21 protein-coding genes are annotated in these 21,903 nt (G+C 64.9%); 9 read left to right on the top strand and 12 right to left on the bottom strand.

The genetic code is table 11. The features are described from left to right. Positions 1 to 2 precede the first annotated feature (2 nt). The 5 genes from E3T41_RS15645 to E3T41_RS15625 are packed head-to-tail and all read right to left on the bottom strand — an operon-like array spanning position 3 to position 6,404. Positions 3 to 911 carry an NAD(P)-dependent oxidoreductase gene (locus tag E3T41_RS15645; protein WP_092448839.1) on the bottom strand — a complete coding sequence of 303 codons (909 nt, stop codon included), beginning with the start codon at positions 909 to 911 and terminating at the stop codon, positions 3 to 5. Between the two features lie 35 nt (positions 912 to 946). Further along, a complete protein-coding gene (locus E3T41_RS15640; protein ID WP_241991210.1) occupies positions 947 to 2,131 on the bottom strand; it encodes a CynX/NimT family MFS transporter in 1,185 nt (394 codons plus the stop codon). Positions 2,132 to 2,134: 3 nt separating this feature from the next. Then, the gene (locus E3T41_RS15635) at positions 2,135 to 3,538 is read right to left on the bottom strand and encodes an MmgE/PrpD family protein (protein ID WP_092448841.1); all 1,404 of its coding nucleotides are present in this window, start codon (positions 3,536 to 3,538) and stop codon (positions 2,135 to 2,137) included. Positions 3,539 to 3,558: 20 nt separating this feature from the next. After that, entirely contained in the window at positions 3,559 to 5,217 is a 1,659-nt protein-coding gene (locus E3T41_RS15630; protein ID WP_092448842.1) for a FumA C-terminus/TtdB family hydratase beta subunit, read from the bottom strand. Further along, a complete protein-coding gene (locus E3T41_RS15625; protein ID WP_092448843.1) occupies positions 5,217 to 6,404 on the bottom strand; it encodes a CaiB/BaiF CoA-transferase family protein in 1,188 nt (395 codons plus the stop codon). Before E3T41_RS15625 ends, E3T41_RS15630 begins: the two co-directional genes overlap by 1 nt. A 155-nt stretch (positions 6,405 to 6,559) precedes the next feature. On the opposite strand from E3T41_RS15625, the gene E3T41_RS15620 reads away from it, so the two are divergent. Continuing rightward, positions 6,560 to 7,237: a GntR family transcriptional regulator gene (locus E3T41_RS15620; RefSeq protein ID WP_194087756.1), complete on the top strand. Its 678-nt coding sequence runs from the start codon at positions 6,560 to 6,562 to the stop codon at positions 7,235 to 7,237. A gap of 65 nt (positions 7,238 to 7,302) precedes the next feature. On the opposite strand, the gene E3T41_RS15615 is transcribed toward E3T41_RS15620, so the two are convergent. Together E3T41_RS15615 and E3T41_RS15610 are read right to left on the bottom strand one after the other, a co-directional pair. Then, positions 7,303 to 8,163, bottom strand: a complete 861-nt coding sequence (locus tag E3T41_RS15615; RefSeq protein WP_092448845.1) for a CoA ester lyase — start codon at positions 8,161 to 8,163, stop codon at positions 7,303 to 7,305. Between the two features lie 38 nt (positions 8,164 to 8,201). Next, positions 8,202 to 9,401: an acyl-CoA dehydrogenase family protein gene (locus tag E3T41_RS15610; protein WP_134479312.1), complete on the bottom strand. Its 1,200-nt coding sequence runs from the start codon at positions 9,399 to 9,401 to the stop codon at positions 8,202 to 8,204. A 173-nt stretch (positions 9,402 to 9,574) separates the two neighbouring features. Here E3T41_RS15610 and E3T41_RS15605 point away from each other — a divergent pair, with 173 nt between their 5' ends. From E3T41_RS15605 to E3T41_RS15595, 3 genes are all read left to right on the top strand, one after another. Beyond that, entirely contained in the window at positions 9,575 to 10,138 is a 564-nt protein-coding gene (locus E3T41_RS15605) for a MaoC family dehydratase (RefSeq protein WP_092448847.1), read from the top strand. A 3-nt stretch (positions 10,139 to 10,141) separates the two neighbouring features. After that, positions 10,142 to 11,284, top strand: a complete 1,143-nt coding sequence (locus E3T41_RS15600; protein ID WP_134479311.1) for a CaiB/BaiF CoA-transferase family protein — start codon at positions 10,142 to 10,144, stop codon at positions 11,282 to 11,284. 76 nt (positions 11,285 to 11,360) lie between these two features. Beyond that, positions 11,361 to 12,065 (top strand): GntR family transcriptional regulator, encoded by a 705-nt coding sequence (locus E3T41_RS15595; protein WP_134479310.1) that lies wholly within the window; start codon positions 11,361 to 11,363, stop codon positions 12,063 to 12,065. A gap of 22 nt (positions 12,066 to 12,087) precedes the next feature. Here E3T41_RS15595 and E3T41_RS15590 read toward each other — a convergent pair whose 3' ends face one another. The 3 genes from E3T41_RS15590 to E3T41_RS15580 all read right to left on the bottom strand — a co-directional run bounded on the left by E3T41_RS15590 (position 12,088) and on the right by E3T41_RS15580 (position 15,041). Continuing rightward, positions 12,088 to 13,368, bottom strand: a complete 1,281-nt coding sequence (locus tag E3T41_RS15590) for a TRAP transporter large permease (RefSeq protein WP_198415523.1) — start codon at positions 13,366 to 13,368, stop codon at positions 12,088 to 12,090. Next, positions 13,365 to 13,886 (bottom strand): TRAP transporter small permease, encoded by a 522-nt coding sequence (locus E3T41_RS15585; protein WP_158251701.1) that lies wholly within the window; start codon positions 13,884 to 13,886, stop codon positions 13,365 to 13,367. Before E3T41_RS15585 ends, E3T41_RS15590 begins: the two co-directional genes overlap by 4 nt. Before the next feature lie 99 nt (positions 13,887 to 13,985). Next, on the bottom strand, positions 13,986 to 15,041 hold the full coding sequence (locus E3T41_RS15580) for a DctP family TRAP transporter solute-binding subunit (protein WP_166791592.1): 1,056 nt from the start codon (positions 15,039 to 15,041) through the stop codon (positions 13,986 to 13,988). Between the two features lie 276 nt (positions 15,042 to 15,317). On the opposite strand from E3T41_RS15580, the gene E3T41_RS15575 reads away from it, so the two are divergent. Further along, positions 15,318 to 15,941: a LysE family transporter gene (locus E3T41_RS15575; RefSeq protein ID WP_104133277.1), complete on the top strand. Its 624-nt coding sequence runs from the start codon at positions 15,318 to 15,320 to the stop codon at positions 15,939 to 15,941. 83 nt (positions 15,942 to 16,024) lie between these two features. Next, positions 16,025 to 16,516 carry a DNA alkylation repair protein gene (locus E3T41_RS15570; RefSeq protein WP_134479308.1) on the top strand — a complete coding sequence of 164 codons (492 nt, stop codon included), beginning with the start codon at positions 16,025 to 16,027 and terminating at the stop codon, positions 16,514 to 16,516. 157 nt (positions 16,517 to 16,673) lie between these two features. Here the strand turns inward: E3T41_RS15570 and E3T41_RS15565 are convergent, their stop codons facing one another. Next, positions 16,674 to 17,882, bottom strand: coding sequence for a CdaR family transcriptional regulator (locus E3T41_RS15565; protein WP_104133278.1), 1,209 nt, complete (start codon positions 17,880 to 17,882; stop codon positions 16,674 to 16,676). A gap of 292 nt (positions 17,883 to 18,174) precedes the next feature. On the opposite strand from E3T41_RS15565, the gene ald reads away from it, so the two are divergent. The 3 genes from ald (at position 18,175) to E3T41_RS15550 (ending at position 21,548) form a co-directional block, all read left to right on the top strand. Next, on the top strand, positions 18,175 to 19,311 hold the full coding sequence (gene ald, locus E3T41_RS15560; protein ID WP_134479307.1) for an alanine dehydrogenase: 1,137 nt from the start codon (positions 18,175 to 18,177) through the stop codon (positions 19,309 to 19,311). A 179-nt stretch (positions 19,312 to 19,490) separates the two neighbouring features. Further along, positions 19,491 to 20,957, top strand: coding sequence for a D-serine/D-alanine/glycine transporter (gene cycA, locus E3T41_RS15555; RefSeq protein ID WP_092448856.1), 1,467 nt, complete (start codon positions 19,491 to 19,493; stop codon positions 20,955 to 20,957). A 78-nt stretch (positions 20,958 to 21,035) separates the two neighbouring features. Next, entirely contained in the window at positions 21,036 to 21,548 is a 513-nt protein-coding gene (locus E3T41_RS15550; RefSeq protein WP_241991198.1) for a hypothetical protein, read from the top strand. Positions 21,549 to 21,560: 12 nt separating this feature from the next. On the opposite strand, the gene E3T41_RS15545 is transcribed toward E3T41_RS15550, so the two are convergent. Next, positions 21,561 to 21,776 carry a hypothetical protein gene (locus tag E3T41_RS15545; protein ID WP_134479306.1) on the bottom strand — a complete coding sequence of 72 codons (216 nt, stop codon included), beginning with the start codon at positions 21,774 to 21,776 and terminating at the stop codon, positions 21,561 to 21,563. Between the last annotated feature and the right edge of the window lie 127 nt (positions 21,777 to 21,903).

The following is a 21,903-nucleotide window of genomic DNA, read 5'->3' as shown; positions in this document are numbered from 1 at the left end:
ATTCACTCCTTCATTTCAGATCGAAGCTCGACCTGGTTGACGACTTCGACATAACGCACGACCTCGGTGTGGTCTAAGGGCACAGTGTGGTCTGACGGCACGGGGTCACCGAGCACCCGGCGGGCCTCGGCGAGCACCCCCACGGTCGTGTCCGTGATCGGCGTGCTCATTCCGGCACCGAGCGCCTGGGCGATCGCCACGTCCTTGAGCATGAGGTCGAGCGAGAAACCGGAATCGAACGTGCCGTTCAATACGTGTTTGGCGTACTTCACCTCGGTGGCCTGGCTGCGCCCGGTCGACGAATTCACTACGTCCAGCATTACCGCAGCGTGGATGCCGAAGCTGCGTGCCACCGTGAAGATCTCGGCCGCAGCCGCGAGATTGGTGGCCGACAACAAATTATTGAGCGCCTTCGCGGCGTGCCCCGACCCGCTCGGCCCCACCACGGTGATGCGGGTGCCGAGCGGAGCCAGGTGCTCCATCGCCCGCTCCCGATCAGCCGCGAGCCCACCCACCATGATCGACAGCTCCCCGATGCTGGCCTTTGCCACCCCGCCGGACACCGGGGCATCCACGAACGCGATCCCGGCGGAAGCGGCCTGCGCGGCCAGCCGTTGCGTGCTCGCCGGCTCTGACGAGCCCATGTCGATCACGAGGGCACCGGGCTCGAGCTGGGCGAGCAGCGCTACCACGACGGATTCGACGATGCGGCTGTTGGGGAGCATCAGGATCACCGTGCGGATGCCCGCCGGAAGCTCCTCGAGCCCGGCCAGTGCCCGACCGCCCACCGCGGCGGCGAGCGTGGCGCTCGCCGCCGCATCCACGTCGTAGAGCAACACGTCACGACCGGGCGCGTAGCGACGAACCATCGGGTCGCCCATTTTGCCGAGGCCGATGAACAGTGTGGTCATAATGTCTCCTTTGACAGTGTGGAAAAGTACAGTGCTCAGGCCACGGGCACCGGGGGCGGAGTGGTTCGAGCCAGCACCACGGCGATGTATCCGGCCACAATCTGCACGGCGCCCACAATGATCCACAGCGCGACCTCGGGCACCGCCGTGTAGAGGAGGCCGAATGCTAGCGGGCCGGCACCGCTGCCGACGTACGTACCGATCTGCATGATGCCCGTCGCGCTTGGCGTAGCCGGACCGGCCACGCGGGACACCACAAAGTGGGTGAGTCCGGGCCAGCCCCAGCCAATGCCGAGAGCCAGCAGCATGCCCACCACGAAGGTCCACTGGGTGTCGACGGCCATCAGCAGCACCCCCACGCCGCCAACACACATCATGGTGGCCACGGTCGCGAGCGCGAATTTGCTGTTTGCCCGATCAGCGATCCGTCCCACGATGACGCGCACGGTGACGCTGAGCAAACCGCCTACGCTCAAGAGGATGCCCGCCCACGCTAGCGGCAGGCCGCGCTCGATGCCGGTGATCACCGCATACGCGGTGACGGCGCCGGTGGCCGCGGCGGAGAGCGTGGTGACGCTCGTCATCAGCAGCAGGTACTTCATCAGCGCCGGCGTCAGCGGCACGTGTGAGCCGCCTCGTCGATGGCGCGAGAGCTCCCCGCGCGGCACCGACCACCAGAACAGCACGCCCACCGCGAGCGCGAACAGGCTCGCCAGACCGAATCCCCAATGCCACCCCAGGGTGAGCGCGAGCGCGGGCACGGCCAGCCCGGCCAGGAACGCGGAGAACGGGATCGCCGATTGCTTAATACCGAACGCGGTCGCGAGCATGCCGCGCCGCACCCGCAGGTTGATCAGCTGATTCGCCGCCGGGTGACTGATGCCATTGGACACCCCACCCACTCCAGCCCACACCAGCAGCCAGGCCCACGACGGCACTAAGAATGCGGCGCCCGCGAGGCTCAGCGCGCCGACGACCAACCCGAGGAGGGTTGCCGAGCGTATGCCCGACCACGACACGAGCCGGCCGGCCAGCAGGGACATCACCGCGGCCGCACCCCAGTAGCTGGCCACCGCCGCGCCGAGCACCCACTGTGGGGCCGGCACATCGCGCTGGATCTGCACGAACAGGGCGCCAAGCAAGAACACCGGCAGCCCGCCAGTGATGGTGGCGCCCGCCGCGAGCACCACCGCACGGGAGCCCGACTCGCGCCGGCGCATCACTTACGCACGAGAGGCAGTGAGGGTATCTCTGGGCACTGCTACGCCTCCGCCGAGCACTGTGGAGTCGTCGAGCTCGGACACGCTTGCGGCCAGTGCCTTCGCCGCGGGCGCCCCGATCAGCCCTTCCGCCTTCTGCACGATGTCGGCCCAGGTTGCCCGGTCGCCCGGCGCCCCACGGAAGGAATTTTCGCTCTTCTCGATCACGGTTCCGTTTCGGAGCACAACCTGCACTTCGGCCTGCCACCGAGCCGGGAATGCGGCCTCGAGCGAGTCGCTGCGATAGCACTCGACCTTTTCCATCCACTCCATGAGCTCCGCGGCCACGGCAGGTGCGTCGTCGAACTGGTCGACAGTGGCGCGCCCGGTTGCGAGCGCGACCGCCGCGCCGAACGGCATATTGAACTGGGCGTCCACCGGCGTGTTGACCACGAGTTTGCGTGCCGCGGGCTCAGAAACGAGCGAGGCACCGGCCCGGATCACGCCGACTCGGATGCGTGCGACATCGTCGATGCCGAGCTCAGGGTTCTGCTCGCGAATATCGCGCAGCAGATCGATGTTGCCGTGCATATAGCGGCAGCAGGGGTAGAACTTGATCGAGGTGTCGAGCGCGCTGCGGCCGAATTCGAGCGCCAGCTGTCGGCCCTCGACCACGCCCGCGCCGTACTGCACGAGAAAGCCGTCTCGGCCTTCGATGGCCGTGGCCGGTGCGGTGAATCCGGCGGCGGCGAGCTTCGCAGCGCGAATACCCGTGGCCGCGGCATGCCCGGCGTTGAGCCGTTTGGTCCATGAGCCGTCGGCCAGAAATTCGAGCGAACCAGACGCCATGTTCGCCGCCAGTCCGAGGGCATGCGCCGTCTGCTCCACCGTGAGACCGAGCAGCCGGGCCGCCGCCGCCGCGGCACCCAGGCAGCCGGCCACCCCCGTGGGGTGAAAGCCGCGCCCGTAGCTCTCGCGGGCACCGAGCAGCACGCCCACCGTGCACATCACGTCGTAGCCCACGATGGCGGCCCGTAGTACCTCACCGGTGAGCGACTGCCGCGTGCTGGCGAGAGCGAGCACTGCCGGGAAGATGACGACGCCGGGGTGCAGCGAGGACTCCTCAAAGGTGTCATCGAGTTCGAGGCCGTGTGCGGTGATGCCGTTCACCAGGGCGGCGCTTTCCACCGTGGCGAAGCCGCTCTTACCAGCTCCATCCACTCCGTGCAGGGCGGCCGGGAAGAAGGCCGTCGGCTGCTCCGATATTTCGACGGCAGCGCGGGCAGCCACCGCCGAGTCGCGGTGAAACCCGCCGCCGGTGATGGCGTGGTAGTCGAGCAGCAGCAGCCGCATCCACTCTGCAAGCTCGGGCGACACTGTGTGGTCGGCCACGGCGTGGACGGCGAGACGGTGTGAGACGGTACTCATGTCGGTGCCTTTCATAGCAATCACGGCAGCAGGCGGGTGGGGCTGAGCCCCACGAAGGTGCGGTCGTCTTTCTGGAAGAAGTCGTTTCCTTTGTCGTCGACCACCAGGAAGGCGGGAAAGTTCTCGACCTCCACGCGGAAGACGGCTTCCATGCCTAGCTCGGCGTAGTCGATGACCTCGACCGAGCGGATGCAGTCCTGCGCCAGCCGCGCGGCGGGGCCGCCAACCGAGCCGAGGTAGAACCCGCCGTTGGCATGGCAGGAGGCGGTGACGGCGGCGGAGCGGTTGCCCTTGGCGAGCATCACCAGCGAGGCCCCGAGCGCCTGAAACTCGGCCACGTAGCCGTCCATGCGGCCGGCCGTCGTTGGCCCAAACGACCCCGACGGCATTCCCTCCGGCGTCTTGGCCGGGCCGGCGTAATAGATGGGGTGCTTGAGCAGGTAGTCGGGCACGCCCTCGCCGCGCGCAATCCGCTCGCGAATCTTCGCGTGCACGATGTCGCGACCCACGATGAGTGTGCCGGTCAGCGAGAGCCGCATGCTCACCGTGCAGGCACTGAGCTGGGCGCGAATCTCCGCCATGGGCACCGTGAGGTCGATGGCAACGGATGCCGACGCGTCCGTTATTTCTGCCAGCCCGGTGCTCGGAATGAACCGGGCCGGGTCGCGTTCGAGTTCTTCGAGGAACACCCCCTCCGGGGTGATACGGCCGAGGACCTGACGGTCGGCCGAGCATGACACCGCGATCGCAATGGGCAGCGAGCCGCCGTGGCGCGGCAGGCGCACCACCCGCACGTCGTGGCAGAAGTACTTTCCGCCGAACTGGGCGCCGAAACCGAGCTGGGTCGTGAGCTCGAACACCTTCTGCTCGAAGTCTTGGTCGCGATAGCCGTGTCCAGCGTCGCTGCCCTGCTCGGGCAGGGTGTCAAGATAGTGGGCCGAGGCGAGCTTGGCGGTTTTCAGGGCGAATTCTGCGCTGGTTCCGCCGATCACGACGGCGAGATGGTACGGCGGGCAGGCCGCGGTTCCGATACTTTCGATCTTCGCCTTCAGGAACTCGAGCATTCTCTTCTCGTCGAGGATCGACTTGGTCTCCTGATAGAGGAACGACTTGTTGGCGCTGCCGCCACCCTTCGCCATGAAGAGAAACTCGTATTCCAGCCCCTGCCCGAGGCCGATCTCGATCTGCGCCGGCAGGTTGTTCTGCGTATTCGCCTCGGTCCACATATCGACCGGGGACATCTGGGAGTAGCGCAGGTTGAGGTCCTGGTACGCCTGATAGACGCCGTGGCTGAGGCTGCGAGCATCCGTTCCGTCGGTCTGGATGCGATGGCCCCGTTTGGCGGAGATGATGGCCGTTCCGGTGTCCTGGCACATGGGCAGCACTCCGCCGGAGGCGACGTTGGCGTTCTGCAGCAGGTCGAGTGCCACATATCGGTCGTTCGCCGAGGACTCCGGGTCGTCGATGATGCGGCGCAGCTGGGCCAGGTGGCTGGGACGCAGAAAGTGGGCCAGGTCGCGAAAGGCCGCATCGGCGAGGGCCTCGATCGCGGACTGGTCTACCTCGAGCACGGCCTCTTCTCCGCTGCCGCGCACCCTGTAGCCGGCCACGTCGAGGCGGCGCATCGGGGTGTCGGTGGGGCCGAGCGGCAACTGATCGACATAGCTGAACTCAGCCATCACAGCACGCCCGCGCCGGTGAGCTCGTCGATGGCGGCGGCGCTGTAGCCGAGGGCGCCAAGGATCGACCGGGTGTCGGCACCCACGTCGGGCACCCGGTCCATGCGCACCGCCTGGCCCACCACGGTCACGGCCGGGAGCAAAGCCCGCACTTGTCCAGCCGAAGTCTCGACGGTGCGCCAGCGGTTTCGCGCGCTGAGCTGCGGGTGAGTGAGGACGTCTTTCACTTCGCGCTGACGTGCAAAGGCCACCGTCGACTCGGCGAGGCGGCGTTCCATCTCCGGCCCATCGTGGGCGGCGAAGACCGCATCGACCACGGCATGCAGCTCGGTGCGGTGGGTTAGGCGCACACTGCTGGTGGCGAAGCGCTCGTCGTTGATCAGATCCGGCCGTTCCAGCACACCGGCGCAGAACGACGCCCACTCGCGGTCATTCTGCACCGAGAGCACGACGTCCACGCCGTCTCCGGCCCGGAACGTGCCGTAGGGGGCGATCGACGCATGGCTGGTGCCAGCACGGGCCGGGGCGGTTCCGCCGTATTCGGTGTAGTAGAGGGGAAAGCCCATCCACTCGACCACGGAATCGAAGAGGCTCACCTCGACCTCTGACCCTTCACCGGTGCGCTCGCGGTGAAACAGGGCGGTGAGAATTCCGGAGAGGGCGTACATGCCAGCGCCAATATCCGCCGTCGGAATACCAGTCTTGGCGGGAGCCTCCGCGGTGCCCGTGATCGCCACGAGTCCGGCCTCGCTCTGAATCAGCAGGTCATAGGCCTTAGCGTCTCGGTAGGGACCACTACTGCCATATCCGCTGATGGAACAGGTAATCAGGGTCGGGTAGCGCTCGCGCAACTCGGCGGCGCCGAGACCGAGGCGAGCCGCCGCATCCGGTGCCAGATTCTGCACGAAGACGTCGGCGGTGGCAAGCAGCTCGTGCATTATCGCCAGGGCCTCTGGCCGTTTCAGGTCGAGGGCGAGGCTCTCCTTGTTGCGGTTGAGCCAGACGAAGTGGCTGGACAGCCCGTTCACCGTCTCGTCGTAGCTGCGGGCGAAATCGCCTGTGCCTAGACGTTCGATCTTGATCACCCTGGCACCCTGGTCGGCGAGGTGGCGGGTGGCCAGGGGAGCAGCCACGGCGTGTTCGCAGGAGATCACCGTGATGCCCTCGAGGGGCAGAGTCTGGGACATATTCAACCTTCAACGCTGACGATAAAATGCATGATTCTCTAAATAATGTATCATTCTGAAACGGAGGCATCTACCCCTCGTCCGGTGGATGCGGTTCGGATAGAGTGAGGCCTTTGACCGCCACCCCGCGAAAAATGCAAGGAAATATGATGGGAATGACCGAGGCGCCCCCCACAAAGCGGGATCAGATCGTCGACGAACTCCGGCGCCTGATTCTCAGCGGTAATCTGCCCCGCGGCGCAAAGCTGCCCCAAGATGAACTAGCCCGCCAGTTCAGCAGCAGCATCACCCCGGTGCGCGAGGCGCTGCGCGCCCTCGAAGCCGAGAACCTTGTGGTGAGCGAACCTCGGCGCGGAGTGCGGGTGGCCGGTATCAATTTCGAGCGGGCCAAAGCGACTTATATTATTCGTCGGCTCACCGAGAGCTACGCCATGCGGCGCGCGGCGATCCGGCTTTCGCCGCTCGAACTGCGCCAGGTCGAACTGCTGCTCGACGAACTGAACGCGGCCACTGCCCGTCACGATTCGGATGCCGTCCGCCAATTGAATAAGCGCTTCCACTTCTTCTTCTACGAGCGCTGCGGCATCCCCAGCCTGGTCGAAGAGATCGATGCTCTCTGGAGAGTATTCCCGTGGGACTTGCTGCTCGACTCCCCCGAACCGGCCGAGGACTCCGAGGCCGAGCACCGAGCGATGCTCGAAGCCGTGCGCGCCGGAGACGCCGAAGCTGCGGGGCTGGCCCTTGAGCATCACGTGTCGCGCAGCTTCATTGCGCTGAACGCGCGTTACACCGGCAAGCCGCCCGCCGACCCTTTCGACATCGCCAACGACTGACGCGCGGTTCGTTGGCCAGGGCGACGAATGCCGTACGTTGTACTGGGCGCACCGCCCGGACACGTTCACGCTTGCGCGGCTTCTGCCCCGCGGCGGGCGAGGATGCGCTCGGCCCGCACGGTGACCGGGCGGTCGATCATCTGTCCGTTCACCTGAGCTGCACCCCCGGTGGCGCCGATCACGCTGCGTGCCCAGTCGATCTCGGCCGGCGTGGGGCGGAACGCGGCCGCCACCGGTTCGAGCTGGGCGGGGTGAATGCAGAGCTTGCCGCCGAAGCCGAACTGCCGGGCGAGGGCAGCCGAATCGGTCACTGCCCCGGTGTCACTAATTTGCACGCTCGGCGAGTCAAGCGGCGCTTCGAGGCCGGCCGCGCGCGAGGCGACGACGATAGCCGACCGGGCGTAGTCGAGCACGCGGTCGCCAGCACCGGCGTTGATATCGAGGGCGTAGTCGATGGCGCCGAAGGCCAACCGAGTCACGCCCGGCACCCGGGCCAGCTCGGGCGCGTTCTGCACGCCGGCGGCGGACTCAATCAGCGCCACGAGCGCGAGCGGCGGTCCGGCAACCCCGGCAAACGCGGCCGCGACCTCGCGGAGCAGTTCGGGGTTTTCGGCCTTGGGCACGACGAGACCGAGCAACCCGTGGCCGGGCCGCGCGGCGAGGTCACGGAGAGCTGCGAGCTCCGCGGGCAAGCTCACAGCCCCCGCGGCGTTGACGCGCACGAGGGCGCGAACCGGGTCGGGGCCGGCGGCAAGGTGCTCAAGGATGGCGGCCAGGGCATTCGCTTTGGACTCAGGCGCGACGGCGTCTTCGAGGTCGATAATCACGACGTCGGCCGCTGAACCGGTGGCCTTGCGAAAGCGCTCTGGCCGGTCGCCGGGCACGAACAGGGCGGTGACGGCGCTAGCCGTGGTGGTACGGGACATAGTGTCTCCTGGATTGATCGGCACGAGACCGGTGACGCTCAGTATGAGCGGGGCAGGCCGAGCACCTTGGTGGCCACGAAACTCTTGATCAGGTTGTTGCTCACCGGAGCGGTCTGGAACATGCGTGTCTCGCGGAACTTGCGCTCCACGTCGTACTCGTCCACGAAGCCGTAGCCGCCGTGGGTGTCGAGGCACGCATTGGCGGCGGCCCAGCTGGCCTCCGAGGAGAGGTGCTTGGCCATGTTGGCCTCGGCGCCGCACGGCGCGCCAGCGTCGAAGAGGCGGGCGGCTTCGTAGCGCATCAGGTCGGCCGCGCGCACCTTCATGTAGGCGTCGGCAATGGGAAACTGCACGCCCTGGTTGCTGCCGATCGGGCGGCCGAAGACCTCGCGGCTGTTCGCGTAGGCGCTGGCCCGGGCACTGAACCAGTAGCCGTCGCCGATAGCCTCGGCCGACAGCAGAATGCGCTCGGCGTTCCAGCCGTCCAGTACGTAGCGGAAGCCGCGGTCGACCTCACCGATCACCGCGCTTTTGGGCACCCGCATGCCGCGGTAGTGCACCTGGTTGGTGGCGTAGTTGAACATGGTACGCACCGGGATGGTTTCAAGGGTATGCGGCTGCTCGGCACGAACCTTGCGCAAGTCGACGAGGAACAGGGTGAGGCCCACGGTCTTGTCGGCGCCCCGGTCGCTCGTGCGGGCCAGCACCATGGCCAGGTCGGAGTCGTTGATGCGGCTGGTCCAGTTCTTGTGGCCGGTGATCACGAAATCATCGCCATCGGCCTCCGCGCGGGTGAGGATGCTCGTGGTGTCCAAACCAGCGACATCCTCGGTGACCGAAAACGCCTGCAGTCGCAGCCGGCCGGCCGCGATCTCCGGCAGATATTCGGCCTTCTGGGCTGCTGTGCCGTGGCGTAGCAGCGCGCCCATGATGTACATCTGGGCGTGACAGGCGGCGGAATGGCCGCCGGAGCGGTTGATCTCCTCCATAATCACGCTGGCCTGGGTGAGGGAGTAGCCGAGGCCACCGTACTCGGTAGGGATGAGGGCGCTGAGCAGGCGGGCCTGGGTGAGGGTCTCCACGAATTCCTGCGGGTAGCTGCGGTCGCGGTCGCTCTGGCGCCAATACTCGTCGGGGAAGCCGGCGCAGAGGTCCCTGGTGAACTGGCGAATTTCGTCGAGCGACAATCCCGGCGAGGCCTGCCGGGTGGCCGGTGCGGTGTCGAGCAGGTCTGTCATGAGGGCTCCTTGTCGAGTATCGGGCGGACCGGACGTTAATAGAGTACATAATATATTAAAACGGCGCCAGAGGTATTTGTCGTGCTTTGAGGAAGCAAATAGCTTGACTTGTCTGTGTTTCTCGCAGAAAATACCCCTAATAGATAATATATTCTGTACAAGGAGATCGACTCATGGCCGAGCACACCCTGACCCCCGAATCCACCGGACGCGTCGTCGCGGGCTGGACCGGACGCCTCTGGGAAGACTTCGCCGTCGGCGATATCTACTACCACCCGTTGGGTAAGACGGTCACCGAAGGTGACAATCAGATGTTCACGCTGATGACGCAAAACGTGGCCAAGACGCACATCGACAGCAACTTCGCGCTACGCACGGAGTACAAGCTGCCGCTCGTGAACTCCACCTTCATCCTCGCGCTCGTCACCGGGCAGTCCACGATCGACCTGTCGATGAACGTGTTCGCCAACCTCGGCTGGGACGAGGTACGAATGCCCAGCCCGGTCTTCGAGGGCGACACAATCTACTCGCGTTCCAAGGTGCTGGCTACGCGCGCCTCGAAGTCGCGCCCCACCCTAGGCCTCGTGACCGTGGCGACCGAGGGCTACAACCAGAACAGCGTCATCGTGATGAGCTACCAGCGCACGTTCATGGTCTACCGCGAGGGGCACCTGCCCGACTTGGAGGACACCCGACCGAACGAGGCGAGTCTGCCGGCGACGCTCGAAAAGAACTAGAGGATGCGCGCGCTGCCGCTGGCCGGGCTCACGGTCGTCTCCCTCGAACAAGCCGTCGCCGCGCCGTTCGCCACCCGGCAGCTCGCCGACCTCGGCGCTCGAGTGATCAAGGTGGAGCGGGACACCGGAGACTTCGCTCGCGGCTACGACGAGACCGTGCACGGCATGTCGAGCTACTTCGTGTGGCTCAACCGCAGCAAAGAAAGCATCGTGCTCGATCTGAAGAGCGACTCGGGCCTGGCCGTGCTGCGTGAACTGGTCAGCCGCGCCGACGTGCTGGTGCAAAATCTCGCTCCGGGGGCTGTGGAACGGCTCGGTCTCGGACCCGACGAGGCCCTCGCCTTCAACCCGCGGCTCATCCACGCCTCTATTTCGGGCTACGGCCGCGGCGGCAGCTATGAGCAGAAGAAAGCCTACGACCTGCTCGTGCAGTGCGAAGCCGGCCTGCTGAGCGTCACTGGCACACCCGAGGACCCTGCCAAGGTCGGCGTCTCCATCGCGGATATCTGCGCCGGCATGTACACCTTCTCGGGAATCCTCACCTCGCTGCTGCAGCGCGCCACGACCGGGCGCGGCGACGTGCTCGAGGTATCGATGCTCGAGGCGCTCGGCGAGTGGATGCAGCAGCCCTACTTCTTCGCCGAGTACGGCGGTACTCCCCCGCAGCGCAACGGCGCACAGCACGCGTCGATCGCGCCCTACGGCCCGTTCGATACTGCGGACGGCACGATCTTCTTCGGTATCCAGAACGAGCGCGAATGGGCGGCATTCTGCACTGATGTGCTGAAACGCCCGCTTCTCGGAGCGGACCCAAATTTTCTGGGCAACGCCCTGCGGGTGCAGAACCGGCCAGCGCTGCACGCCGTGATCCTCGATGTGCTGACCACCCTCACCTCCGTGGAGGTGCTCGCTCGACTGGACCGCGCGAACATCGCCAACGCGCAACTACGTAGCATGCACGACTTCTCGGCGCACCCGCAACTGGCCGAACGCGGCCGATGGCAGAACGTCGACTCACCGGTGGGGCCGGTGCGCAGCCTGATTCCGCCAGTGACGAGCCGTGAGACCGGGTTTCGCATGGACCCGGTGCCGGCGATCGGGCAGCACACCGAGCAGATCCTGGCTGAGCTCGGGCTCGCCCTCTGAACCAAGCATCGTGACCCTGGCTCGGCCCCGGTGATGCCGTAACTTAGGAGTGACCCTGCCCGAGAAAGGACCCGCGATGGCCTCCCGCCGCCCCTCGACCCGCGCGCGCCCCCAGCTGAGCGATGAGGCCTCAGGCTACGTGCGCGGCATGATCATGTCCGGTGAGTTGCCGCCCGGCACGGCCGTGCGCGCCGAGACCATCGGCGCGGCACTCGGCATTTCCACCACGCCGGCACGCGAGGCGCTGCAGGCGCTGCGGGTGGAAGGTTTCCTCGAGCTCGTGCCCCGGCGCGGGTTCCAGGTGGCCGCGCTCACCGGGCAAGACGTTCGGGACCTGTTCACCGTGCAGGCGCTGATCGCGGGCGAGCTCGCCGCACGGGCCGCCGTCGCCGCCACTCCCGAAGATCTCGCCGAGCTCGAGGCCCTGCACCACGAGCTGATCGCGGCGTCCGCGCGCGGCAACCTCGAGCTGCTCGAGGAGAAAAACCACGCCTTCCACCGAGAAATCAACCTGATCGCCGGTGCTCCCAAAATCATCTGGGCGCTCGGCCTGATGACGCGGTATGTGCCCCGGAAGTTCTATTCCAGCATTCCGGGCTGGCCCGAGGCCACGGCGAACGATCACGCCCAGCTCCTGACGGACATCCGTTCCCATGACGCACAGGCCACTCGCGTGGCCATGCAGGCGCACGTCGAGCACGCCGGCGAGTTGCTCGCCGCACACTTCGACGAGCGAACAAGCGCGGCGGCACTTGACGTGACGCCCGGGCCGCCCGATTGAGTCGGGTGGCCCAGGCGTCAACTTAGAGCGCGAAGGTCGAGAGCTGCGGTACAAAGGTCACGATGACGAGGGCGATCAACAACACGCCAACGCTCGGCATAGCCGCCTTCGCAACTCGGAGGATATTCATTCCCGTGAGCCCACTCGCGACGAACAGGTTGAGTCCGAGCGGTGGAGTCATCATGCCGATCTCCAGGTTGAGCACCATGATGATGCCGAAGTGGATCGGGTCGACGCCGAGTTCCATCGCCACCGGCAGCAGCACCGGGGCCAGGATGAGGATGGCGCTCGAGGTCTCCATGAACATGCCCACAACGAGCAGCAGCACGTTCACCATAATCAGGAACATCACCGGGGTGAGCTCTGACGCGAGCAGAGCTTCACTCACCTGGCCCGGGATGCGTTCGGCCGTGAGCACGAACGAGAACAGGATTCCAGAGGCCACGATGAACATCACCATCGACGACGTTCGCGCGGACGCCATCAGAATCGATGGAAGGTCCTTGAGCTTGATCTCCTTGTACACGAAAATCGATACGATCAGGGCGTAGAACACGGCCATGGCTGCGGCTTCGGTGGGGGTGAAGATCCCCGTGTAGATGCCGCCGAGCACGAAGATAGGCAGAAACAGGCTGAGTGAGGCGTCGCGCAGGGCTGTGAAGCGTTCGTATTTGCTCATGCGGATGGCATTCAGGCCCATGCCGTATTTTCTGCGTCTCGAGATGACCACGGCGAGGATGAGCAGCCCGATTCCGGCCATGATTCCCGGCCCGATGCCGGCGACGAACAGGTCGCCGATCGACTGTTCGGTGGAGATTCCATAGACGATGAGCGGAATCGACGGCGGGATCAGAATTCCGAGCGACCCGGAGGTCGTGACGAGCCCGGTGGAGAAGTCCTTGCCATAGCCGCTCTTGATCATGGCCGGAATGATGAGCGTTCCCACGGCCACCACGGTCGCCGGGCTCGAGCCGGAAATGGCCGCGAAGAACATACAGGCGAGCACGGCCGTCATAGCCAGGCCGCCGCGGAACTGACCCACGAGGGCATTGGAGGCCGCGATCAAACGCTTGCTGATTCCGCCGCGGCTCATGAGGTTCGCCGCCACGATGAAAAAGGGGATCGCCATCAAGGGGAACGCATTGAGCGCGTTGAAGAGCCGCTCGGGAACCTGGGTGAGCGGGATGGCCGTGAAGAAGTAGAAGTAGATGAATGATGTGAGCCCCATGGCGACCGCGATGGGTGCGGACGTGAGCAACAGGGCAAACAAGATAACCAGGAGGGCCAGCAGTCCTTCGATCACAGTTTCGCCTCCCCTTCTCCCAGGCCGAGCGCTTCTTCTTCTCGTTCGAACTCGCTTTTGTCTCCGTCAACGGATGCCGGCAGGCCCCGGATGAGTCGCACCAGAATCTCAATCGCTCGCAGCAGCATCAGCGTGAATCCCAGTGGAACAGAGAATTCGACCACCCACAGTGGCAGTTTGAGCGTGGGGGTGACCGTGGAGGTGGAGAACGGTTCGAAGAGCAGCAGCCACGCAAAGAAGCCCACGATGGCGAGGTAGGCAATGGTGACCAGAATGCCGAGGATGTCCATCCGGCGACGGCCGATTCTGCCGAGGAACGGTTCGAAGACCTTCACGGCGATGTGTTCGTTGTGGCGCAGGGTGATGATGGCACCGAGGAAGGTGGAGTAGATGATGAGGTAAACAATGGTCTCCTCACCCCACCAGAGGTGAATGTTAAAGATGGCCCTGAGCAGCACCTGGGCGATGGCAACGAGCGTTGCCACCGCCAGACAGGTGCAGACCAGGAAGTTTTCCACCCGAGTCAAAGCGTGGCTAAACCTGATAATGGGGGCGTCCTTAAGTTGAAGGGCAGCACGACGAAACCCGTGCCGACGGGTGAAAAACGAGGGCGATGGCTAGTCGCGGTTGGCGAGCAGTTCGGCCACGATGTCCGGGCCCAGCACTTCGGAATACTCTTCCCAGACGCTCGGGATGACCGTTGCCATCAGGGCATCGCGCTCCGCGTCGGTCAGCTGAATGATCTCGGTCGACCCTTCGGCGATGATCGCCTGCTTGGCCTCTTCGTTCACCTCGGCCGCGATCTCACGGTTGTAGACACTGGATTCGTCGACGGCGTCGAGAACAAGCTGCTGGAGGTCGTCGGGCAGCGACTCGAAGAAGTCATTGTTGATAGCCGGAATGTAGCCGATGTAGCCGTGGTTGGACTCGGTGATGAAGTCCTGAACCGTGTGCATGCTCTGCGTTTCCATGTTCGACCAGGTGTTCTCCTGACCGTTAATGACGCCCTGTTCAAGCGCGCTGTAGACCTCGGCGAAGGCGAGGATAGAGGGGATGGCGTCCCAGGTTTCGAACTGACTCACCAGCACATCGGCCGGCTGGATGCGAAAGCTCAGCCCGGCCATGTCCGCTGCGGCCCGGATCGGAACGTTGGCCCCCATCTGTTTGAAGCCATTGTCCCAGAGGCCGAGCGGCTTAATCTTCGCCGCGCGCAGGTCCTCGTTCTCGAAGATCGCCTTGCCCACGACGGAGTCACGAGAGGCGATCTCTGCGATGTCCTCGCTGCTCTCAAACAGGAATGGCAGGTCGAGCAGCTGCAGCTGCGGGGCGAGAGTGGTGAACTTGGCACTCGCCGGGGCGATCATCTGGATGCTGTTGGACTGCAAGGCCTGCAGCTCATCCTTGTCGCCGTACAGCGAAGAGTTGGGGTACAGCTCGACCTCGATGCGGCCATCCGAGGATGCCTCGAGGATCTCCTTGAATTTCTCGGCGGCGGCGCCTTTGGGCGTGTTCGTCGTCGTCACATGGGAGAAGCCGATCGTGTAGACCTCGTCCTCGTCTCCGCCCGACGCGGCAGACCCGCGGGCGGATGAACAGGACCCGAGAACGAGGACGACTCCGAGCGCGATGGCCGTTGCCCCGATCAGGCGGGATTTACGGGTATGTTGTTGCATTGTTTCTTCCTTATCGTCATTGATTAGGCGAAACGTGACGAGCATTGCGTCAAGTTCATCCAGAACAACGCTATCAAAAAAAATATGCTCCCAACCAAAATAATGCATTATTTTTATAACGAATGCATTGCTGCGGCTATCGAGTGGTGTGCACCTAGCAGGCGTTCAACGCTGTTTCGACAGCATCAGGTGAGGTGCCGACCACACCGACCTGGGCCAGTGTCTTCGCTGGTGACGCAAGCGGAGGCATCCGCCGTACCCGCGCTACGCTGACATGTGCAACTTTCCCTATGGCTGGCCCTCGTGGGCGCCGGCGTGCTGATCAGCTTCACCCCCGGCGCTGGCGCGATCAACACCATGAACAACTCGCTCACCAGCGGATTTCGCCGTTCGATCTGGGGAATTTTCGGGCAGCAGGCGGCGCTTGTCGTGCACGTGATCGTGGTGGCGCTCGGCGTTGGGGTGCTCGTCACCAGCTCACCCGTACTTTTCAACGTCATTCGGTATGCCGGGGCCGCCTACCTGGTGTTTCTGGGCATCCGTTTAATTCTGCAGAAACCCGACCCGTCTCGAGACCTGGCTGCACCGCGAGCCAGGGAACTCGCCTGGTCGATGTTTCGCCGCGGTCTGTGGGTCAACCTGCTCAACCCCAAGGCTCTCGTCTTCTTCCTCGCGTTCATGCCGCAGTTCATCCAGCCGGAGCAGCCGCTGCTCCCCCAGTATCTGGTACTGACCGTCACCGTGGTGCTGATTGACATCCTGGTGATGTGGTTCTTCTTCGCGGTCGCGGCCAAATCGTTTCAGCGCTTCACGAACACCACTCGCGGCCAGCTCATTCTCAACCGCTTGTTCGGCCTGCTGTTCATATCCGTCGCGCTGCTGCTGGCGCTGGTGCACTGAGCAGTTCACGAGCGGGAACATCGTGCGGGAGCGCGGCAGCTTGAGCGGGGGCGTGCCCAGCCTGGGCGAGGCAGAATAGAAGGATGAGCGACGCCGACGATTTCGTGGATCGCACGCTGCAGTACGAAGCAACCTGGGAACGCGCGGCCGAGTCGCGGGCTCGGTTCGGGACCGAACTGGAGTTCTACGGCGCCTCGGTCGGCGCCGTGCGCGGCACCATCCGCGATCTGGCCCGCCGATACAAGAACATGACGCACGACGAAGTAACGGCGCTGAGCTCTGAATTGTGGAAGTTTCCGGTCTTCGAACGCCGCCTCGCCGCCATCGTGCTGCTGCAATCCAACGTGACCCGACTCGACAACACCGATCTCACCCGCATTGAGGGGTTTCTACGCGGCGCGGTCCTGCCGGAGCTGGTCGATCCGCTCACCCTCGACGTCGTGTTCCCCATGGTGCGGGCGCTCAGCGGGCCGAGTCGTTTGAGAGCGGATGCCACCCTCGAACGTTGGGCGCACGACGGCGACCCCTGGCTGCGTCGCGCCGCCGACGGCGTTAGCGCGAGAATCACGCCATAGGTACAAGCCGGGTGCAGGGATTCCCCAGGCTTCGAAGGCGGCGATCGCCTCAGCGTTGAGCGAGGAACGCACCAGCGGAGTGTCGATGAAGCCAGGCCGACGGCGTTGGTGCGCACGTTCCCCGCGTCTACCGCAACGCCGGAGACCACACCGGTCGTTACAGGCGGGGTCGGCCAGCCCAGCGGGCGGCTTTGAGGGCCAGGTGCAGCTCGAGACGAGCATGCCCACCCAGTGGGTCAACACCCAGCAGAGAACGGATGCGCCGCAGCCTGTTGTACACACTGGTTCGATGCAGGTGCAGGTGCTCGGCGACCTCGGCCACGGAACCGTCCTTGTCGTAGAGCAGCTCGAGCACGGGCAGCAGTTCCCCGTTCCGGTCGAGATCCCTCAACTCGGAGAACAGCGATGACTCGAACGCCGACACCTCTCGACCCACAACGGCCAGAAATTGGTAGACCCCCAGCGCGCGAAACGAGACGACCCTGCCGAGTTGGGCATCCACCCGAGCCGCCTGCACGGCGCTCCGCGCCTCGGCGTAGGCGCCCGGCAGCCCGCGCAGGTCGGTGAAGGGTTCGCTCAGCCCAAGCAGAGCGGGCGCCGCCACCTGGCCCCCACGGCGCGCGACTTCGAGCTCGAACCGTCTCAGAACCTCGGACTGGTCGAAGCCGTCGATCTCGTCGTGCAGCAGCAGCACGGCATGCGTTTCGGTGCCGGCTGAGAACAGCACGGTGTCAATGCCGAGAGTGGAGTGAAGTGCGGAGAGCCGGTGCAGCAGACCACTCTCGGCAGGGTTGCGCTGAACATTGTCACCGCGCTCCAGCAGCGTGGCGAGACGCCAGGGTCCGCGCCCGTGCAAGCATGGCCAACCGCCCACCGCCACCACGGCGTCGCGGTCGCCCAAACAGGCGGCGAGAAATTGCCCTTCGCTGGCGAGACGCCCGTTAGAATCCGCGCTCGAGCGGTTGAGAAGCATCTCCGCGAGGGCATCCAGCTCCGGGCGAATGATGCCCAACTCACGCAGAATGGACTCCGGCGTCTGCTCGTCGTCGAGCTGGAGGACCCACAGATAGCCCACCCGGAATCCACGCGCCAGCAGCGGCACGCACACGCGGCCCAACATTCCGAGATCGGCATTGGCCGGAACGGGAACCGGTTTTACCGCCGTTGCGATACCGTGGCTCAGCTGCCAGGCGCTGACGTCGGGCGGAACCAGCTTGCTCAGCAGAAAATTCGTGCGCACGCGGTCAGCCGTAGGGCGATGCGCACTATACGCAAGCAGCCCGCCGTCGAGGTCTTCGAGCGAGAGAGCACGGCCCAGATGGGCAGCGATAATAACTACCGCCTGGTCGATATCGGCCGCTGTCATAGCTTCAATCCTACGGAGCCGTGTGGACGCCTGGCGACAATCAACGAGCCGTGACGCTACAAATGTCGAGTCGGCCGCGGGGTGTCTGCCGAGTGGGACACATCGGACCCCGGCGGCGACAGCGAAGAACCCCTGTAAAGGCGGCAAATTTGGGGTGGTGAGGCGTGCGAGGACCAGCCCACGGCATCCGCTGCCCGGCCGCCCCGCCGGGAGAGCCGCGAAAACCCGGGCTTATCGTTCTTACGCCGACCAAAGTCGATCGGCCTGCGTCTACCAGGAACAGGAGTTCCCCATGATCATTGGTGTTCCCACCGAAGTTAAGAACAACGAATTCCGTGTGGCCATCACCGCCGCCGGAGTGCACGAAGCCAAGCTGCACGGCCACACCGTGCTGGTGCAGGCCGGCGCCGGTATCGCCTCCGGCTTCGCCGACGCCGACTACATGGCTGCCGGTGCCGTGATCGCCCCGAGCGCCTTCGAGGTGTGGGCAAGCGCCGACATAATCCTCAAGGTGAAAGAGCCGGTCACCGCCGAGTACGCGTATTTTCGTGAGGGCCTGATCCTCTTCACCTACCTGCACCTCGCCGCCGAGCCCGCTCTCGCCGCCGCCCTGCTTGAGGCGGGCGTCACCGCCATCGCCTACGAGACCGTGCAGAAGGCCGACCGCACGCTGCCCCTGCTCGCCCCGATGAGCGAGGTCGCCGGACGCCTGGCCGTTCAGGTCGGCGCCGCGTCGATGACTCGCCCCGGCGGCGGCCCCGGCATGCTGATGGGCGGCGTACCCGGAGTGCGCGCCGCCAAGGTGACCGTCATCGGCGCCGGCGTCGCAGGCTCCAACGCCGCCGCCATGGCGCTCGGCATGGGCGCGGACGTCACCATCCTGGACATCAACATCGACCGCCTGCGCGAACTCGACGCCCTGTACGCCGGACGTCTCAAGACCATCGCCTCCAACGCCTACGAGATCGACCGCTCGCTGACCGAGGCCGACCTCGTAATAGGCTCCGTGCTGATCCCGGGCGCCAAGGCCCCAAAGCTCGTCACCAACGAGCTCGTGTCGCGCATGAAGCGGGGCTCGGTGCTCGTCGACATCGCGGTGGACCAGGGCGGCTGCTTCGAAGGCACCCACGCCACCACTCACGAGGACCCCACGTTCCCCGTGCACGGCTCGATCTTCTATTGCGTCGCCAACATGCCCGGCGCCGTTCCGCAGACCTCGACCCTTGCACTCACGAACGTCACCCTGCCCTACGCTCTGTCAATCGCCGACCGGGGCGTGCGCGCCGCGTTCGAGCGGGACGCCGCCCTCGCCGGAGGGCTTAATATCGCCGCCGGAAAGATCACGAACCGTTCGGTGAGCGTGGCCCTCGACCTGCCGCTCGCGGACTGGACCGATTTGATCAGTCGGGTCGAGCCCACGCTGGTCTGAGAGCGCTGTTTTCAAAGCGCTCTGCAGCGCTGTTTCAACGTGCTGCTCTAGCAGCGCTGCGTAGCGGATGCCGGGCGCGGGCCTATCGGCCGGCCCTGGCATCCGCTGCCCGCTTTGTCTCAGAGTTCGAAAGAACCCGACGCTCTGTCAATCGCCTGGACTACAAGGAAGTAACTCCGATGTCGCAATTGAAAACCAACACTCGACCCGCCCCGAACACGCAGCCACACCTGGCCCGATCGCTCTCGAACCGTCATATCCAGCTGATCGCCATCGGCGGCGCGATCGGAACGGGCCTGTTCATGGGCTCAGGAAAGACCATCTCCCTCGCGGGGCCGTCCGTGATCTTCGTCTATATGATCATCGGCTTCATGCTGTTCTTCGTCATGCGGGCCATGGGCGAGTTGTTGCTCTCCAATCTCGACTACAAGTCATTCAGCGACTTTGCTGGGGACCTGCTCGGGCCGTGGGCCGGCTTCTTCACGAGCTGGACGTACTGGCTTTGCTGGATCGTGACCGCCATCGCCGAGCTGATCGCGATCGCGCTGTATACGAGCTTCTGGTGGCCCGATCTGCCGCTGTGGATTCCGGCCCTCGGTGCCGTGTTGATTCTGCTTGGCTTCAACCTCACGAGCGTCAAGGCGTTCGGCGAGACCGAGTTCTGGTTCGCGCTGATCAAGATCGTCGCGATCGTCACGCTCATCATCGTGGGGCTCGTGATGGTGTTCACAAAGTTCCAGTCCCCCGGCGGCACGCCGGCGAGTTTCAGCAACCTGTGGAACGACGGCGGGATGTTTCCGACCGGTCCGATGGGGTTCATCGCAGGCTTCCAGCTCTCCGTGTTTGCGTTCCTCGGGGTCGAGCTCGTGGGCACGACGGCCGCCGAAGCGCAGCACCCGGAGAAGAACCTTCCCAAGGCCATCAACTCGATCCCCATTCGCATCATGCTGTTCTACGTGCTGGCCCTGATCGTGATCATGGCGGTCACTCCGTGGCGTGAGGTCACCGCCGATGTGAGCCCGTTCGTGGCGATGTTCGCCCTCGCGGGGCTCGGCGCGGCCGCAGCCGTGATCAATTTCGTCGTGCTCACCAGCGCGACATCCTCCGCGAACTCCGGCCTATATTCCACATCGAGAATGCTCTTCGGGCTGTCGGTCGAGGGTACGGCACCGGGGCGTTTTCAACGCCTGAGCCGCCACCGGGTGCCCGCCAACGCGCTGTTGTTCTCCTGCATGTTTTTGCTCGTATCCGCTGTTCTGCTGTACGCGAGCTCGTCGATCATCGCCGTGTTCACCGTGGTGACGACCATGGCATCGGTACTGTTCATCTTCGTGTGGTCCATCATCGTGGTGAGCTACATCGTGTACCGCAAGCGTCGCCCGGCACTGCACGCGGCCTCCAAGTTCAAAATGCCCGGCGGCGTCTACATGTGTTATGTCCTGCTCGCGTTCTTCGTCTTCCTGATCTGGGCGCTCACCCAGAAGGCCGATACCCTGCAGGCGCTGCTCGTGACGCCGGTGTGGTTCATCGGGCTCGGCGTCGTCTGGCTGATTATTCGCCGTCGCCCCGAACTGGCCGGCCATCAGGAACTTCACCGGGCAAATGTGCAGGCCGATCGGGCCGCGGCACTCGCCTTCCGGCGCTGATCCGGCCGGACCAGGGTCACCGTTCGTCACCAACTTCGGAGGGTCGGGCCGCGCCCGAATGATCGGTACGCTGGCGGCATGGAGAACACCGTGAAACCGCAACCGCGCCGCGCCGTCGTGGCGGCTGCCGCGGGCTTCGCGGCCGTGGCCGCCTACGCGATTGTGGGCGCCCTGCAGATTCTGGTGTGGAATCCGTTGGCGGCAGTTCCGGGCGCCACGCTCGGGCAGATCCGCGCTGAGATGGCGCGCGCGGATCAGCCGCTCACCGCGAACTGGGTTCTCGCCTGGGGCATGAGCGGAATCGTGCTCGCCACCGTCGTTCTGCTGGTGACGATCGTACGGATGAACAGCCGGGTCGGGCCGGTGGTCGCGGCCTACCTGGTGCTGTTGGTATTTGCAGCTCCCGGACACTTTTTCGCGGGTTTCGGGCCTGGCATGTCGCTCGCTGACACCTTTTTAGTCTCGGGCGCAGACCACGCGCCCTGGGGCATGTTGCTCTACGTCGTTAGCGCCGCCAGTCTGCTCGCTTTGATCGTGCTGATCATTCGGGCCGGGCGCTCCGCCACCGCTCACGCAGTGAAGCACGGGTAGTTCGAGTCTTCGTCAGTCGACGACTTCGATCTGGGTGCGAATGTATTCCTTCTCACTATCGGAGAGGGCGGCCGGGCCTGGCTCGATAGTCGCGTCACACAGGCGGGCCACTTCGTCCAACGCCTCCGTGCTCAAAGGGGCATCCAGGTTCGCCAGGATCTCGTGCTTGAAGTCGATGTCAAGGTGCGGCCACCAGCGGTCAATGGAGGGCAGAACGGTCGCACTCATGAGAATCTCCTGTTCAGCGGTCAGAGTCGTGAGCCGCAATTCCATGATGCGCCGAGTTCTGCCGTCCCGATAGGGGCGAAGCATCGGTGAAGCGGATGCCCGCCCGACACCTCGGCGCCGTTGGTCG

Source organism: Cryobacterium sp. Hh38, from assembly GCF_004403235.1.
GTDB lineage: Bacteria > Actinomycetota > Actinomycetes > Actinomycetales > Microbacteriaceae > Cryobacterium > Cryobacterium levicorallinum.
The sequence above is the reverse complement of the archived record's forward strand: the minus strand, read 5'-3'. Positions and strand labels throughout refer to the sequence as shown.